Annotated in this window: 9 protein-coding genes, 3 rRNA genes and 1 pseudogene; 4 read left to right on the top strand and 9 right to left on the bottom strand. The window is 65.0% G+C overall.

Annotated elements, in window-relative coordinates:
• Window positions 1-47 precede the first annotated feature (47 nt).
• Window positions 48-1,076 (bottom strand): HAD-IIA family hydrolase, encoded by a 1,029-nt coding sequence (locus tag ACU6WZ_RS23980; protein ID WP_447030272.1) that lies wholly within the window; start codon window positions 1,074-1,076, stop codon window positions 48-50.
• 104 nt (window positions 1,077-1,180) lie between these two features.
• Here ACU6WZ_RS23980 and ACU6WZ_RS23975 point away from each other — a divergent pair, with 104 nt between their 5' ends.
• Entirely contained in the window at window positions 1,181-2,464 is a 1,284-nt protein-coding gene (locus ACU6WZ_RS23975; protein WP_447030271.1) for a DUF1015 domain-containing protein, read from the top strand.
• 60 nt (window positions 2,465-2,524) lie between these two features.
• On the opposite strand, the gene ACU6WZ_RS23970 is transcribed toward ACU6WZ_RS23975, so the two are convergent.
• The 6 genes and pseudogenes from ACU6WZ_RS23970 to ACU6WZ_RS23945 form a co-directional block, all read right to left on the bottom strand.
• Window positions 2,525-3,340: a tetratricopeptide repeat protein gene (locus ACU6WZ_RS23970; RefSeq protein ID WP_447034215.1), complete on the bottom strand. Its 816-nt coding sequence runs from the start codon at window positions 3,338-3,340 to the stop codon at window positions 2,525-2,527.
• Window positions 3,341-3,667: 327 nt separating this feature from the next.
• Window positions 3,668-4,747, bottom strand: a pseudogene (locus tag ACU6WZ_RS23965) (hypothetical protein); the annotation flags it as partial.
• Between the two features lie 124 nt (window positions 4,748-4,871).
• Window positions 4,872-4,988: ribosomal RNA gene (gene rrf, locus ACU6WZ_RS23960) — 5S ribosomal RNA — on the bottom strand.
• Between the two features lie 111 nt (window positions 4,989-5,099).
• Window positions 5,100-8,223, bottom strand: a 23S ribosomal RNA gene (locus ACU6WZ_RS23955).
• Window positions 8,224-8,524: 301 nt separating this feature from the next.
• Window positions 8,525-10,064 (bottom strand): 16S ribosomal RNA (locus ACU6WZ_RS23950).
• The 16S, 23S and 5S rRNA genes sit together here, the layout of an rRNA operon.
• Window positions 10,065-10,627: 563 nt before the next feature.
• The gene (locus ACU6WZ_RS23945; RefSeq protein WP_447030270.1) at window positions 10,628-11,281 is read right to left on the bottom strand and encodes a DNA-3-methyladenine glycosylase; all 654 of its coding nucleotides are present in this window, start codon (window positions 11,279-11,281) and stop codon (window positions 10,628-10,630) included.
• A 151-nt stretch (window positions 11,282-11,432) separates the two neighbouring features.
• Here ACU6WZ_RS23945 and ACU6WZ_RS23940 point away from each other — a divergent pair, with 151 nt between their 5' ends.
• The 3 genes from ACU6WZ_RS23940 (at window position 11,433) to ACU6WZ_RS23930 (ending at window position 13,474) form a co-directional block, all read left to right on the top strand.
• Window positions 11,433-12,215, top strand: a complete 783-nt coding sequence (locus tag ACU6WZ_RS23940; protein WP_447030269.1) for a sporulation protein — start codon at window positions 11,433-11,435, stop codon at window positions 12,213-12,215.
• 70 nt (window positions 12,216-12,285) lie between these two features.
• Window positions 12,286-12,822, top strand: coding sequence for a YbhB/YbcL family Raf kinase inhibitor-like protein (locus tag ACU6WZ_RS23935; protein WP_447030267.1), 537 nt, complete (start codon window positions 12,286-12,288; stop codon window positions 12,820-12,822).
• A 145-nt stretch (window positions 12,823-12,967) separates the two neighbouring features.
• A complete protein-coding gene (locus ACU6WZ_RS23930; RefSeq protein WP_447030266.1) occupies window positions 12,968-13,474 on the top strand; it encodes an HNH endonuclease in 507 nt (168 codons plus the stop codon).
• Window positions 13,475-13,516: 42 nt separating this feature from the next.
• Here ACU6WZ_RS23930 and ACU6WZ_RS23925 read toward each other — a convergent pair whose 3' ends face one another.
• Together ACU6WZ_RS23925 and ACU6WZ_RS23920 are read right to left on the bottom strand one after the other, a co-directional pair.
• A complete protein-coding gene (locus ACU6WZ_RS23925) occupies window positions 13,517-14,284 on the bottom strand; it encodes a sulfite exporter TauE/SafE family protein (protein ID WP_447030265.1) in 768 nt (255 codons plus the stop codon).
• 62 nt (window positions 14,285-14,346) lie between these two features.
• Window positions 14,347-15,276, bottom strand: coding sequence for an SPFH domain-containing protein (locus tag ACU6WZ_RS23920; RefSeq protein WP_447030264.1), 930 nt, complete (start codon window positions 15,274-15,276; stop codon window positions 14,347-14,349).
• Window positions 15,277-15,290 lie beyond the last annotated feature (14 nt).

Below are 15,290 nucleotides of genomic sequence, written 5' to 3'. Positions count from 1 at the left end.
AGGTTAGCCTACCCTCGCATTCCGGCAAACAGCCTGCGGGCTTCCGTTCAGAGGCCCACCCGTGCCAGGGCCTTGCCCGCGTCCAGTTCGCATGTCCCGTCGCCGGCCTGGGCCCAGGCCGCCGCACACAACGCCCGGAGCCCGTCCAGCGCCGTACCCTCACCGTCGGCCACCAGCGCGTCGCCCTGCACGGACGCGGTCCACCCGCCGCAGACGAACCCCCCGTCCGCCTCCGTCACTTCGGGCTGTCCGGTCAGCAACCCCCGCAGATCCGCGTCGACATACGTCGGCCGGTATTTCGGCGCGGCGGCCAGCAGCTGAGCTGCGTCCGTCACTCCGGTCAGGACGAGCAGGGAGTCCACGCCGCCCTTGTTCGCGCCCTCGATGTCCGTGTCCAGCCGGTCCCCCACCACCAGGGGCCGCTTCGCGCCGGTCCGCAGAATCGTCTCGCGGTGCATCGGCGGCAGCGGCTTGCCGGCCACCTGCGGCTCGGCGCCCGTGGCGATCCGTACGACCTCCACGGCGGCGCCGTTGCCGGGTGCGATGCCCCGCGCGCTCGGAATAGTCAGGTCGGTGTTGGACGCGTACCACGGCAGGCCCCGGGCGATCGCGTACGACGCTTCGGCGAAGCGGTCCCAGGCCAGGTCGGGTCCGCCGTACCCCTGCACCACGGCCACGGGATCGTCGTCGGCCGACTCCACGGGTACGAGCCCGCGCTCGCGCAGCGCGACCCGCAGCCCCTCTCCGCCGATCACCAGCACCCGCGCCCCGGCCGGTACCTGATCGGCGATCAGCCGGGCCACCGCCTGGGCGGAGGTGATGACGTCCGCGGCCTGCGCCGGCACCCCGAGCTCCGTGAGATGCTCCGCCACCGCGTCGGGCGTCCGCAGCGCGTTGTTGGTCACGTACGCCAGGTGCATCCCGGCGTCCCGGGCCACCTCGAGCGCGTCCACCGCATGTGCGATGGCCTCACCGCCCGCGTACACCACACCGTCCAGATCCAGCAGAGCGGTGTCGTACGCCTCGCTCAACGCCTGCGCGTTCCCGTCGGGCCGGATCCTGCTCTGCTGGCTCATCGTGTCTCGCTCCCAGGTCGGTGTCTGTCCCCGTCGGTGTCTGTCCCCGTCGGTGTCTGTCCCCCGATCATCGCCCATACGGGGACCCGACTTACGATGCACCAATGAGTACACCTGGTCGGCCAGAGGAGGTCCACGGCCTGCGCCTGGCCCCGTTCCGTGGACTGCGCTACGTGCCCGAGCGGGTGAGCGGCCTGGCCGCCGTGACGTCGCCGCCGTACGACGTGGTCGTCCGGCCGGACGGCCTCCACCACCTGGAATCGGCCGATCCGTACAACATCGTCCGGCTGATCCTCCCCCAGGCCGCCTCGTCGGCCACCCGCAACCAGCAGGCCGCCGACACCCTGCACCGCTGGCTCGCCGAGGGCGTGCTCGCCCCGGACCCGGAACCGGCTCTGTACGTGTACGAGCAGCGCAACGGCGACCTCCTGCAGCGGGGCCTGATCGGCGCCCTTGCCCTCTCGGCCCCCGCCGAGGGCATCGTCCTGCCGCACGAGGACGTGATGCCGCACGTGGTCGCGGACCGCGCGGCGCTGATGCGCGCCACCGCCGCCAACCTCGAACCCCTCCTGCTGACTTACCGCAGCGGCGGGAAGGCCACCGGCGCGACCGCCGTCATCGAGCGCACCATCCGCCGCTCCCCCCTTCTGTCGACGACCACAGAGGACGGTTTCAGCCACCGCCTGTGGTCGATCACGGACCCGGCCGACCTGTCCGAGGTGACGGCGGACCTGTCCCGGCGTCAGGCCCTGATCGCGGACGGCCACCACCGCTGGGCGACGTACCTGCGTCTGAGGGCGGAACAACCGGACACCGGTCCCTGGGACTGGGGTCTGGTCCTGCTCATCGACTCGGCCCGCTATCCGCTCCAGGTGCGTGCCATCCACCGCCTGCTGCACCGGCTGTCCGTCGCCGACGCCCTCGCGGCGGTCGCCGGCACGTTCCGCGTCCGTGAAGTCCCGGGCCCGGTGGCGAACGCCCTGGACGCGCTCGCCGATGCGGCGGCCACCGGCAACGCGTTCGTCCTGGCCGGCGACGGCGCGTACCACCTCATCGACCGCCCCGACGAGGCCCTGCTGGCCCGTACGGTCCCGGCCGGCCCACCCGAGGCCTGGCGCACCCTGGACGCGACGGTCCTGCATTCCACGCTCCTGGACCACGTGTGGTCGGTGCCCGACGCACCGGAGCACATCGCGTACATTCACGGCACGGAGGCGGCCGTCACCCAGGCGGAACGGCACGGCGGCACGGCGGTGCTGATGCATCCGGTCCGCGAAGAAGTCGTACGGGACCTGGCCAGGCAGGGCGCCATGATGCCCCGCAAGTCGACGTCCTTCGGCCCCAAACCGGCGTCGGGCCTGGTCCTGCGCAGCCTCGACCTGAGCTGACCGGCGCGAGAACGCGAAAGGGCGGCACCCGGCCGGGTGCCGCCCTTTGTCACAGGGACATCAGTCCTTGTCCACGTCCTTGTCCTCGTCGAGGCCCTCGTCCTGGTGTTCGTCCCGGCGCTCGTCGTCGTCCTTGACGACGGGCTCGGCCGCGGTCTTGCCCACGGCGTGCTCGCCGCTACCCTGCTCGCTGTCCTCGTCGAGCGCGTCGACGAAGTCGACGCCGTCGAGCTCCGCGAGCCGGTCCGAAGCGTCCGTCGAACCGTCCTTGTCGGCTTCGATCGCCTTGGCGAACCACTCGCGTGCCTCGGCCTCACGACCGGCGGTCAGCAGAGCATCGGCGTAGGCGTACCGCAGTCGCGCGGTCCACGGCTGCACCGAGTTCGACGCCAGCTCAGGGCCCTGGAGGGTCACGATGGCAGCGTCGATCTGGCCCATGTCCCGGCGCGCCCCGGCCGCGACCAGTCGCATTTCGACCTGCCCCGCCTTGTCGAGCCGCTGCACCTCGGGCTCACCGGCCATCGCCATCGCACGCTCCGGCCGGCCGAGCCCGCGCTCGCAGTCCGCCATGACGGGCCACAGCTCCACGGTCCCGGTCATGCGGCGGGCCGCGCGGAACTCGGCGAGCGCCTCGGTGTACCGCTGAGTCGCGTACGCCGCGAAACCGGCCGCCTCACGTACGGCGGCCACGCGCGAGGCGAGCCTCAGGGCGATACGCGAGTACGCGTACGCCTCTTCGGGCTCGTCGTCGATGAGGTTCGCAACCATGACGAGGTTCTTGGCGACGTCCTCGGCGAGCGTCTTCGGCAGGCTCTGCAGCTCCTGACGCACGTCCTTGTCGATCTCGTGACCGGTGACGTCCTCGGGAATGGGCAGCCGCTTGACCGGCTCGCGCTCACGGTCCCGGTCGTCACGCTGGCCGCGGTAGCCGTCGCGGTCCCCCCGGTCGTCCCGGCGCGGCGCACGATCGTCACGCCCACCGCGGAACCCACCACCGCGCTGGTCGTCGCGGCGGGGGCCGCTGGAACGGTCATCACGGGGGAAACGACCACGCTCGTCATCACGACGAGGCGCACGATCGTCACGCCCACCACGCTCGTCGTCCCGACGCGGACCACTGGAACGGTCATCACGGGGGAAACGACCACGCTCGTCATCACGACGAGGCGCACGATCGTCACGCCCACCACGCTCGTCGTCCCGACGCGGGCCAGCGGGACGGTCGTCACGACGCTGGAAACCACCGCCACCCGTGCTCGGACGGTCATCACGGCGCTGGTAACCGCCGCCACCACCGGTGGGACGGTCGTCCCGACGCTGATAGCCACCGCCACCCGTGCTCGGACGGTCATCACGGCGCTGGTAACCGCCGCCCCCACCGCTCGGACGGTCGTCCCTGTCCCTGCGCTGGAACCCACCGCGGTCGTCGTCCCGGCGCGGCGCGCGGTCGTCACGGCCGCCACGGAACCCGCCACCACCGCTGGGCCGGTCATCTCGACGCTGGAAACCGCCGCCACCACCGGACGGCCGATCGTCACGACGCTGATAGCCAGCGCCGCTCGGACGGTCGTCACGACGCTGATAACCGCCTCCGCCGCTACCACCGCTCGGACGGTCGTCACGACGCTGGTAACCACTGCCACCGCTGCTCGGCCGCCCACCACGGTCGTCATCACGACGGGGGCCGCCGGTGGGGCGGTCGTCCCGACGCGGGCCGCTCGGACGGTCGTCACGACGCTGGTAACCACTGCCACCGCTGCTCGGCCGCCCACCACGGTCGTCATCACGACGGGGGCCGCCGGTGGGGCGGTCGTCCCGACGCGGGCCGCTCGGACGGTCGTCACGACGCTGGTAACCACTGCCACCGCTGCTCGGCCGCCCACCACGGTCTTCATCACGACGGGGGCCGCCGGTGGGGCGGTCGTCCCGACGCGGGCCGCTCGGACGGTCGTCACGACGCTGGTAACCACTGCCACCGCTGCTCGGCCGCCCACCACGGTCTTCATCACGACGGGGGCCGCCGGTGGGGCGGTCGTCCCGACGCGGGCCGCTCGGACGGTCGTCACGACGCTGGTAACCACTGCCACCGCTGCTCGGCCGCCCACCACGGTCGTCATCACGACGGGGGCCGCCGGTGGGGCGGTCGTCCCGACGGAAACCACCGCGATCGTTGTCCCGGCGTGGCGCACGGTCGTCACGACCGCCGCGGTATCCGCCCCTGTCTTCGCCGTCCCGGCGGCGCGGCTCGCGCTCCGGACGATCCTCGGGGGAGTTGGTGGACATCGGCATGGCTCCTGTCTTGGGGTAACGCAGTCATTCTCGCGCAGCCGGCGATCGGCCGCGCTTCGGAAAAACAAAAAGGACCCTTGGTCCAGCATGAACGCTGGACCAAGGGTCCTGAAAGATTGTTCGGCGGTGTCCTACTCTCCCACAGGGTCCCCCCTGCAGTACCATCGGCGCTGAAAGGCTTAGCTTCCGGGTTCGAAATGTAACCGGGCGTTTCCCTAACGCTATGACCACCGAAACCCTATCGGGCTTAGCGAACAAGCACACTCTTCAATTAAGTAAGTGGATCTGTTCAACCGGTGCGATAACTGTTCGCAACCCGGGAACAACACAGTGGACGCGAGCAACTGAGGACAAGCCCTCGGCCTATTAGTACCAGTCAGCTCCACCCGTTACCGGGCTTCCACATCTGGCCTATCAACCCAGTCGTCTACTGGGAGCCTTAACCAATCTAGTTGGTGGGAATACTCATCTCGAAGCAGGCTTCCCGCTTAGATGCTTTCAGCGGTTATCCTTTCCGAACGTAGCCAACCAGCCATGCCCTTGGCAGGACAACTGGCACACCAGAGGTTCGTCCGTCCCGGTCCTCTCGTACTAGGGACAGCCCTTCTCAATATTCCTACGCGCGCAGAGGATAGGGACCGAACTGTCTCACGACGTTCTAAACCCAGCTCGCGTACCGCTTTAATGGGCGAACAGCCCAACCCTTGGGACCGACTCCAGCCCCAGGATGCGACGAGCCGACATCGAGGTGCCAAACCATCCCGTCGATATGGACTCTTGGGGAAGATCAGCCTGTTATCCCCGGGGTACCTTTTATCCGTTGAGCGACAGCGCTTCCACAAGCCACTGCCGGATCACTAGTCCCGACTTTCGTCCCTGCTCGACCCGTCGGTCTCACAGTCAAGCTCCCTTGTGCACTTACACTCAACACCTGATTGCCAACCAGGCTGAGGGAACCTTTGGGCGCCTCCGTTACTCTTTAGGAGGCAACCGCCCCAGTTAAACTACCCATCAGACACTGTCCCTGATCCGGATCACGGACCGAGGTTAGACATCCAGCACGACCAGAGTGGTATTTCAAGATTGACTCCACACACACTGGCGTGCATGCTTCACAGTCTCCCACCTATCCTACACAAGCCGAACCGAACACCAATATCAAACTGTAGTAAAGGTCCCGGGGTCTTTCCGTCCTTCTGCGCGAAACGAGCATCTTTACTCGTAGTGCAATTTCACCGGGCCTATGGTTGAGACAGTCGAGAAGTCGTTACGCCATTCGTGCAGGTCGGAACTTACCCGACAAGGAATTTCGCTACCTTAGGATGGTTATAGTTACCACCGCCGTTTACTGGCGCTTAAGTTCTCAGCTTCGCCATGACGAATCATGACTAACCGGTCCCCTTAACGTTCCAGCACCGGGCAGGCGTCAGTCCGTATACATCGCCTTACGGCTTCGCACGGACCTGTGTTTTTAGTAAACAGTCGCTTCTCGCTGGTCTCTGCGGCCACCCCCAGCTCACGGAGTAAATCCGATCACCAGTGATGGCCCCCCTTCTCCCGAAGTTACGGGGGCATTTTGCCGAGTTCCTTAACCATAGTTCACCCGAACGCCTCGGTATTCTCTACCTGACCACCTGAGTCGGTTTAGGGTACGGGCCGCCATGAAACTCGCTAGAGGCTTTTCTCGACAGCATAGGATCATCCACTTCACCACAATCGGCTCGGCATCAGGTCTCAGACTATATGCACGACGGATTTACCTACCGTGCGTCCTACACCCTTACCCCGGGACAACCACCGCCCGGGCTGGACTACCTTCCTGCGTCACCCCATCGCTTACCTACTACCGCATTGGGCCGGCGGCTCCACCACTCCCCTTTGCCCGAAGGCTCCAGGGCGGCTTCACGGCCTTAGCATCAACGGATTCGATACTGGGCGTTTCAAAGCGGGTACCGGAATATCAACCGGTTGTCCATCGACTACGCCTGTCGGCCTCGCCTTAGGTCCCGACTTACCCTGGGCAGATCAGCTTGACCCAGGAACCCTTAGTCAATCGGCGCACACGTTTCTCACGTGTGTATCGCTACTCATGCCTGCATTCTCACTCGTGAACCGTCCACAACTCGCTTCCGCGGCTGCTTCACCCGGCACACGACGCTCCCCTACCCATCCACACTCCCGTTGGGGATATATGTGTGAATGACACGACTTCGGCGGTACGCTTGAGCCCCGCTACATTGTCGGCGCGGAATCACTTGACCAGTGAGCTATTACGCACTCTTTCAAGGGTGGCTGCTTCTAAGCCAACCTCCTGGTTGTCTCTGCGACTCCACATCCTTTCCCACTTAGCGTACGCTTAGGGGCCTTAGTCGATGCTCTGGGCTGTTTCCCTCTCGACCATGGAGCTTATCCCCCACAGTCTCACTGCCGCGCTCTCACTTACCGGCATTCGGAGTTTGGCTAAGGTCAGTAACCCGGTAGGGCCCATCGCCTATCCAGTGCTCTACCTCCGGCAAGAAACACACGACGCTGCACCTAAATGCATTTCGGGGAGAACCAGCTATCACGGAGTTTGATTGGCCTTTCACCCCTAACCACAGGTCATCCCCCAGGTTTTCAACCCTGGTGGGTTCGGTCCTCCACGAAGTCTTACCTCCGCTTCAACCTGCCCATGGCTAGATCACTCCGCTTCGGGTCTAGAGCGTGCAACTCATGCGCCCTATTCGGACTCGCTTTCGCTACGGCTTCCCCACACGGGTTAACCTCGCTACACACCGCTAACTCGCAGGCTCATTCTTCAAAAGGCACGCAGTCACGACGCACTGAGTAAACTCAATGCGCGACGCTCCCACGGCTTGTAGGCACACGGTTTCAGGTACTATTTCACTCCGCTCCCGCGGTACTTTTCACCATTCCCTCACGGTACTATCCGCTATCGGTCACCAGGGAATATTTAGGCTTAACGGGTGGTCCCGCCAGATTCACACGGGATTTCTCGGGCCCCGTGCTACTTGGGTGTTGCACAAGCAAGCCGTTGATGTTTCAGCTACGGGGGTCTTACCCTCTACGCCGGACCTTTCGCATGTCCTTCGCCTACACCAACGGTTTCTGACTCGCCCAACAGCCGGCAGACTGTTGAAGTGCAATCCCACAACCCCGTATGCGCAACCCCTGCCGGGTATCACACGCATACGGTTTGGCCTCATCCGGTTTCGCTCGCCACTACTCCCGGAATCACGGTTGTTTTCTCTTCCTGCGGGTACTGAGATGTTTCACTTCCCCGCGTTCCCTCCACATACCCTATGTGTTCAGGTATGGGTGACAGCCCATGACGACTGCCGGGTTTCCCCATTCGGAAACCCCCGGATCAAAGCCTGGTTGACGGCTCCCCGGGGACTATCGTGGCCTCCCACGTCCTTCATCGGTTCCTGGTGCCAAGGCATCCACCGTGCGCCCTTAAAAACTTGCCCACAGATGCTCGCGTCCACTGTGCAGTTCTCAAGCAACGACCAGCCACCCATCACCCCGCTCCGAAGAACGAGTGCACTGGGGCCGGCATCGCGAAGATAAGGACCGAAGTCCGTACCCTCAGATACCCAACAGCGTGCCCGACCCGGCCAATCCAGACTGTGTTCCACGCCGAAGCAGTACTAACAGTCCCAACCAACCGTGCCGAATAGTCAACGTTCCACCCATGAGCAACCAGCACCGGACGTTCGCCGATGAACTGGCCTCTGACCAAACCGAAGCCTGGTAAGAAGTGCTCCTTAGAAAGGAGGTGATCCAGCCGCACCTTCCGGTACGGCTACCTTGTTACGACTTCGTCCCAATCGCCAGTCCCACCTTCGACAGCTCCCTCCCACAAGGGGTTGGGCCACCGGCTTCGGGTGTTACCGACTTTCGTGACGTGACGGGCGGTGTGTACAAGGCCCGGGAACGTATTCACCGCAGCAATGCTGATCTGCGATTACTAGCAACTCCGACTTCATGGGGTCGAGTTGCAGACCCCAATCCGAACTGAGACCGGCTTTTTGAGATTCGCTCCGCCTCACGGCATCGCAGCTCATTGTACCGGCCATTGTAGCACGTGTGCAGCCCAAGACATAAGGGGCATGATGACTTGACGTCGTCCCCACCTTCCTCCGAGTTGACCCCGGCGGTCTCCTGTGAGTCCCCATCACCCCGAAGGGCATGCTGGCAACACAGGACAAGGGTTGCGCTCGTTGCGGGACTTAACCCAACATCTCACGACACGAGCTGACGACAGCCATGCACCACCTGTATACCGACCACAAGGGGGCACCTATCTCTAGGTGTTTCCGGTATATGTCAAGCCTTGGTAAGGTTCTTCGCGTTGCGTCGAATTAAGCCACATGCTCCGCTGCTTGTGCGGGCCCCCGTCAATTCCTTTGAGTTTTAGCCTTGCGGCCGTACTCCCCAGGCGGGGAACTTAATGCGTTAGCTGCGGCACCGACGACGTGGAATGTCGCCAACACCTAGTTCCCAACGTTTACGGCGTGGACTACCAGGGTATCTAATCCTGTTCGCTCCCCACGCTTTCGCTCCTCAGCGTCAGTAATGGCCCAGAGATCCGCCTTCGCCACCGGTGTTCCTCCTGATATCTGCGCATTTCACCGCTACACCAGGAATTCCGATCTCCCCTACCACACTCTAGCCTGCCCGTATCGAATGCAGACCCGGGGTTAAGCCCCGGGCTTTCACATCCGACGTGACAAGCCGCCTACGAGCTCTTTACGCCCAATAATTCCGGACAACGCTTGCGCCCTACGTATTACCGCGGCTGCTGGCACGTAGTTAGCCGGCGCTTCTTCTGCAGGTACCGTCACGTCCGGGAAAACCCAGTCGCTTCTTCCCTGCTGAAAGAGGTTTACAACCCGAAGGCCGTCATCCCTCACGCGGCGTCGCTGCATCAGGCTTTCGCCCATTGTGCAATATTCCCCACTGCTGCCTCCCGTAGGAGTCTGGGCCGTGTCTCAGTCCCAGTGTGGCCGGTCGCCCTCTCAGGCCGGCTACCCGTCGTCGCCTTGGTAGGCCATTACCCCACCAACAAGCTGATAGGCCGCGGGCTCATCCTTCACCGCCGGAGCTTTTAACCCCTCCCCATGCAGGGAAGAGTGTTATCCGGTATTAGACCCCGTTTCCAGGGCTTGTCCCAGAGTGAAGGGCAGATTGCCCACGTGTTACTCACCCGTTCGCCACTAATCCACCCCGAAGGACTTCATCGTTCGACTTGCATGTGTTAAGCACGCCGCCAGCGTTCGTCCTGAGCCAGGATCAAACTCTCCATGAATGTTTGCTCGTAATCGAGCTCACACACACTTAGAGCGGAACAGATCGGGCCGGAATATGGCCCGCTGTCCTCAGCGTCCTCGCTGTGTTCGCCTGACCACCACAAGGGCGGCCAGGACTTTTCAAAGGAACCACCAACCCACCAGAGGTGGGCCGGGGTATCAACATATCTGGCGTTGACTTTTGGCACGCTGTTGAGTTCTCAAGGAACGGACGCTTCCTTTGTACTCACCCTCGCGGGCTTTCCTCCGGGCGGCTATCGTTCGGCACTTCGTGTTTCCGACTCTATCAGACGCTTTCGCGTCCGACTTTCTCGGCGCTTTCCAGTTCTTCGCTTTCGCGTTTCCCTTTCGGCGTGGTCACTACTTTAGCGGATTTCCCTTGCGGCTCATAATCGAGCCAGTGAGTCCGATATTCGGGCACGCCGAAATTCGAACCCCGTCAGGGAAGTCGTAGGCAGTGGTTGGCCGCTTCGGGGCTGCTGTGGGTGGTCCGGAGACGCGCTCCAGCAACAGTGTCCGTTTCAAGCGGCTCGGGCTACGTTAGTGAGCTGCCCGGGGCGCGTCAAGTTGAGCGGCGACGGGGCGTGTGGGCCCGGAAGGGGCTCACAGTGGGATCGCCGTCGACCCAGAAGCGCCAGGGGTGCGCTGCCCCGTCGCCCCCCACCCCGGTGCGCGGACCATTCAGCACCAGGTCAGTGGCGGCCGGCGTGCCATGCAGTACGGACAGCGGGGACTTCGGACCAGCGCAGAGGTCGGTGCCGTCCAGGCTGCGGTCGATGGCGAGCCCGGTCGCGAGGCGGGCAGGGCCTTTGGCCAGTTCCTTGTCGTTTCGGGCCGAGAGTCGTCGTCCGCGCACCAGGTCGTGGCCCCGGATCACCTCACCCGCCCGCAGCAGGACACCGCTCGCGGTGTCCTGCCGGCCGCAGACCAGGTTGAGGCTGAACCACATGCCGTAGATGAAGTAGACGTACGCATGACCGGGCGGCCCGAACATGGAGGCGTTGCGCTTGGTCTTTCCACGGTAGGCATGCGATCCGGGGTCGCCCGGGCCGTCGTACGCCTCGACCTCGGTGATGCGCAGTTCGATCGGTCCGTCATCGGTCGCTCGCACGAGGGTGCGGCCCAGCAGGTCGGGGGCGACCTCCAGTACAGGGCGGTCGAAGAAGGTCCTGCTGAGCGGCGTACGGTCGGGGCCGGTGATCGGGTCCTTGAGCATGCCGTCCGAGCGTAGTGGACGTCGTGCGTCCGGGTAGGTGGTCAGCAGGTCACGTACCGCTGGGGTGCGGTACCTGCTGAGATGCGTTGCGGAACCGGACGCGGTCGTCGCGCGTTTGTACTGGTCAGAACGAATAATCTGCGGAGGAAGAATGGGCTTCAAGAGGTTGCTCGCGAGCATGGGCGCCGGTGGTGCCTCTGTGGAGACTGAGCTCACCGAGGCGAACGTCGTGCCCGGTGGTGTCGTGCAGGGCGAGGTACGCATTCAGGGTGGCTCGGTCGATCAGCAGATCGAGGGGCTCTCCGTCGGCCTGCAGGCCCGCGTCGAGGTCGAAGGCGGTGACCAGGAGGTCAAGCAGGACATCGAGTTCACCAAGCAGCGGCTCGGCGGTGCCTTCGAGGTTCAGGCCGGCGCGGTTCATGTGGTGCCGTTCGGGCTGGAGATCCCGTGGGAGACCCCGGTCACCAGCATCGCCGGTCAGCAGCTGCACGGCATGAACATCGGGGTGACGACCGAGCTGGAGATCGCGCGGGCGATGGACTCGGGCGATCTGGACCCGATCAACGTCCATCCGCTGCCGGCCCAGCAGGCTGTGCTGGACGCCTTCGTGCAGCTGGGTTTCCGTTTCAAGAGCGCGGACATGGAGCGCGGTCACATTCGCGGGACGCGTCAGAAGCTGCCGTTCTACCAGGAGATCGAGTTCCTGCCGCCGCAGCAGTACCGCGGGCTCAACCAGGTCGAGCTGACGTTCATCGCGGACGACCGCGAGATGGACGTCGTCCTGGAGATGGACAAGAAGCCGGGGCTCTTCAGCGAGACCAGCGACTCCTACCGGGCCTTCAAGGTTGGGCTGAACGACTTCCAGGGCACGGACTGGGTCGCGTACCTCAATCAGTGGCTCGCCCAGGTCGGCGGACAGCGCAACTGGCTGTAAGGGGTCGGACACCCCCTAGGGTCGAGGTGTCAGGCAGGACTGGCAGGACAGCACCATCGGAGGTTCAGACGTGTCCGAGGCGAAGAGGCCGCCACTTCCCCATGACTTCCATCCGCCCGTGCCGTCGTTCACCGTGGTGAGCGAGGACGTCACGCACGGAGCGGTGTTGCAGGACGCCCAGGTGCACGACGCCGGGAACACCTCGCCGCAGTTGCGGTGGGAGGGGTTTCCGGCCGGCACGAAAAGCTTCGCCGTGACGTGCTTCGATCCCGACGCACCGACCGGCAGCGGATTCTGGCACTGGACTGTCTTCGACATTCCGGCATCGGTGACGGAGCTGTCGGCCGGGGCAGGTACGGGGAAGTTCGAGGGGCTGCCAGAAGGCGCCGTTCAGGCTCGTAACGACTACGGGACGAAGGACTTCGGCGGAGCCGCGCCACCGGCGGGCGAAAATCACCGTTATGTCTTCACCGTGTATGCGGTGGACGCCGAGAAACTCGGTCCCGACGCCGACACCCCTCCCGCCGCAGTGGGTTTCAATCTGCGGTTCCACACACTCGGACGTGCGCAGCTCGTCGCCGAATACGAGGCTCCTGCAGCGAGTTGACCGTTCATCTTCTGTTTGCCCGTCCCTGGTCTTGGAAGAGATCAGGGACGGGCATCTTTTTTATTGCGTTGTCCATCTCGGTGTGCCCGGTCAGAGTTGATCCAAGCCCACCAGGCGGTGGGCCGGGGCAGGGAGGGTGGGCGGGATGCGGGACACGCTGGTACTGAATGCGAGCTTCGAGCCGCTGTCTACGGTGACGCTGAACCGGGCGGTGGTGCTTGTCCTGACGGACAAGGCCGTCGTAGAACAGGCCCATCCCGATCTGCTGATGCGAGCGGCCGCCGTGGAGCTCCCGGTGCCGCAGGTCATCCGGCTCTGCCGGTATGTGCGGGTGCCCTTCCGAAGACAGGCACCGTGGTCGAGGCGCGGTGTGCTGATACGTGACCAGCACCGGTGCGCGTACTGCGGGCGGCGGGCCACCACCGTCGACCACGTGGTGCCGAGGGCCCAGGGCGGTGGTGACTCCTGGCTGAACACGGTCGCGTCCTGCGCCGAGGACAATCACCGCAAAGCGGACCGTACGCCGGACGAGGCCGAGATGCCGCTGCTGCGGCGGCCGTTCGTGCCCTCCCCCGCCGACGCGATGCTGCTGTCGCTGGGCGTCGGCGAGCGGTCCGTGCTGCCGCAGTATCTGGCGCAGCCCGCCGCATGAGGGTTGCGTGAGCCCGCCTTCGTGTCGGAGGCGGGCCGCGCGTCAGCGCAGGACCAGCTGCACGATGGCCACGGTGCCGACGGCCACGATCAGTACGCGCAGTGCCATCGGTGGCAGACGGCGGCCGATGGTGGCTCCGACCTGGCCGCCGAGGGCCGAGCCGACCGCGATGAGGGCGACGGCCGTCCAGTCGAATTCCGCGGCGAAGAGGAAGAACGTCGCGGCCACGGTGTTCACGATCGCCGCGAGGACGTTCTTGGTGGCGTTCAGGCGTTGCAGGCTGTCGGCCAGCAGCATGCCCATCAGCGCGACGTAGATGATTCCCTGGGCCGCGGTGAAGTAGCCGCCGTACACGCTGGCGATGAGCAGGCAGATGATGAGGAGCGGGCCGCCGTCGGGGTCGGTCTCGGAGCCCTTGCGTTGGCGGCGGCGCTGGACCGCCTTGGTGATACGCGGTTGCAGGATGACCAGGACGAGGGCGATGCCCACCAGGACCGGCACGATCGTCTCGAACGCGGTCGCGGGCAGGGCGAGGAGGAGGACCGCTCCGCCGAGCGCGCCGGTCGCGGCCGCCGCTCCCAGGCGCAGGATGCGGCGCCGCTGTCCGGCGAGTTCCTTGCGGTAGCCGATGGCGCCGCTGATCGTGCCGGGGATCAGGCCGAGGGCGTTGGAGACGGTGGCGGTCACCGGCGGCAGGCCGGTGGCGAGCAGCACTGGGAAGGTGATGAGGGTCCCGGAACCGACGATGGTGTTGATCGTTCCGGCGCCGATGCCTGCGGCGAAGACGGCGAGCATCTCCCAGATGGTCACGGTGTGCCCTCCGTGCGTGATCGTTGCTTGGTGCACCGATCATGCACGATGGGCTGCACGCGTCAGTCGACGGGGGGGTTCTGCCGGCGCTCCGTGCCCGTGCTGAAGCCCGGGCCTCCGCCGGTGAGATTGCCGAAGGCGCCGCTGAGGCCCTTGAGGGCGTCGCCGATCTCGCTGGGCACGATCCAGAGCTTGTTGGCGTCGCCCTCGGCGATCTTCGGGAGCATCTGGAGGTACTGGTAGGCGAGGAGCTTCTGGTCCGGGTCGCCGGCGTGGATGGACTCGAAGACCGTACGGATGGCCTGGGCCTCGCCCTCGGCGCGCAGCGCGGCCGCCTTGGCCTCACCTTCGGCGCGCAGGATCGAGGACTGCTTCTCGCCTTCGGCGGTGAGGATCGCGGACTGCCTGATGCCCTCCGCGGTGAGGATGGCCGCGCGCTTGTCGCGGTCGGCGCGCATCTGCTTCTCCATCGAGTCCTGGATGGAGGTGGGCGGCTCGATGGCCTTGAGTTCGACGCGGTTGACGCGGATGCCCCACTTGCCGGTCGCCTCGTCGAGGACCCCGCGCAGTGCGGCGTTGATCTCCTCGCGGGAGGTCAGGGTCCGTTCCAGGTCCATGCCGCCGATGATGTTGCGCAGGGTGGTGACGGTGAGCTGCTCGATCGCCTGGATGTAGCTGGCGACTTCGTACGTGGCGGCGCGGGCGTCGGTGACCTGGTAGTAGATGACCGTGTCGATGTTGACGACCAGGTTGTCCTGGGTGATCACCGGCTGCGGCGGGAAGGGTACGACCTGTTCACGCAGGTCGATGCGGTTGCGGATCGAATCGATGAACGGGACGACGATGTTCAGCCCGGCGTTGAGGGTCCGGGTGTAGCGGCCGAACCGTTCCACGATGGCGGCGCTGGCCTGCGGGATGACCTGGATCGTCTTGATCAGGGCGATGAAGACCAGCACCACCAGAATGATCAGGACGATGATGACGGATGACATCGCGTTTCCCGTGC

It is taken from the genome of Streptomyces hypolithicus (genome assembly GCF_052934925.1).
Note: the sequence above shows the minus strand (reverse complement) of the source record. Positions and strands in the feature narration are given on the sequence as shown.

Coding starts and splice junctions, on each gene's coding strand:
- ACU6WZ_RS23940 (WP_447030269.1), top strand. CDS start 11,433: ATGGGCTTCAAGAGGTTGCTCGCGAGCATGGGCGCCGGTGGTGCCTCT.
- ACU6WZ_RS23930 (WP_447030266.1), top strand. CDS start 12,968: ATGCGGGACACGCTGGTACTGAATGCGAGCTTCGAGCCGCTGTCTACG.
- ACU6WZ_RS23920 (WP_447030264.1), bottom strand. CDS start 15,276: ATGTCATCCGTCATCATCGTCCTGATCATTCTGGTGGTGCTGGTCTTC.
- ACU6WZ_RS23945 (WP_447030270.1), bottom strand. CDS start 11,281: ATGCTCAAGGACCCGATCACCGGCCCCGACCGTACGCCGCTCAGCAGG.
- ACU6WZ_RS23975 (WP_447030271.1), top strand. CDS start 1,181: ATGAGTACACCTGGTCGGCCAGAGGAGGTCCACGGCCTGCGCCTGGCC.
- ACU6WZ_RS23980 (WP_447030272.1), bottom strand. CDS start 1,076: ATGAGCCAGCAGAGCAGGATCCGGCCCGACGGGAACGCGCAGGCGTTG.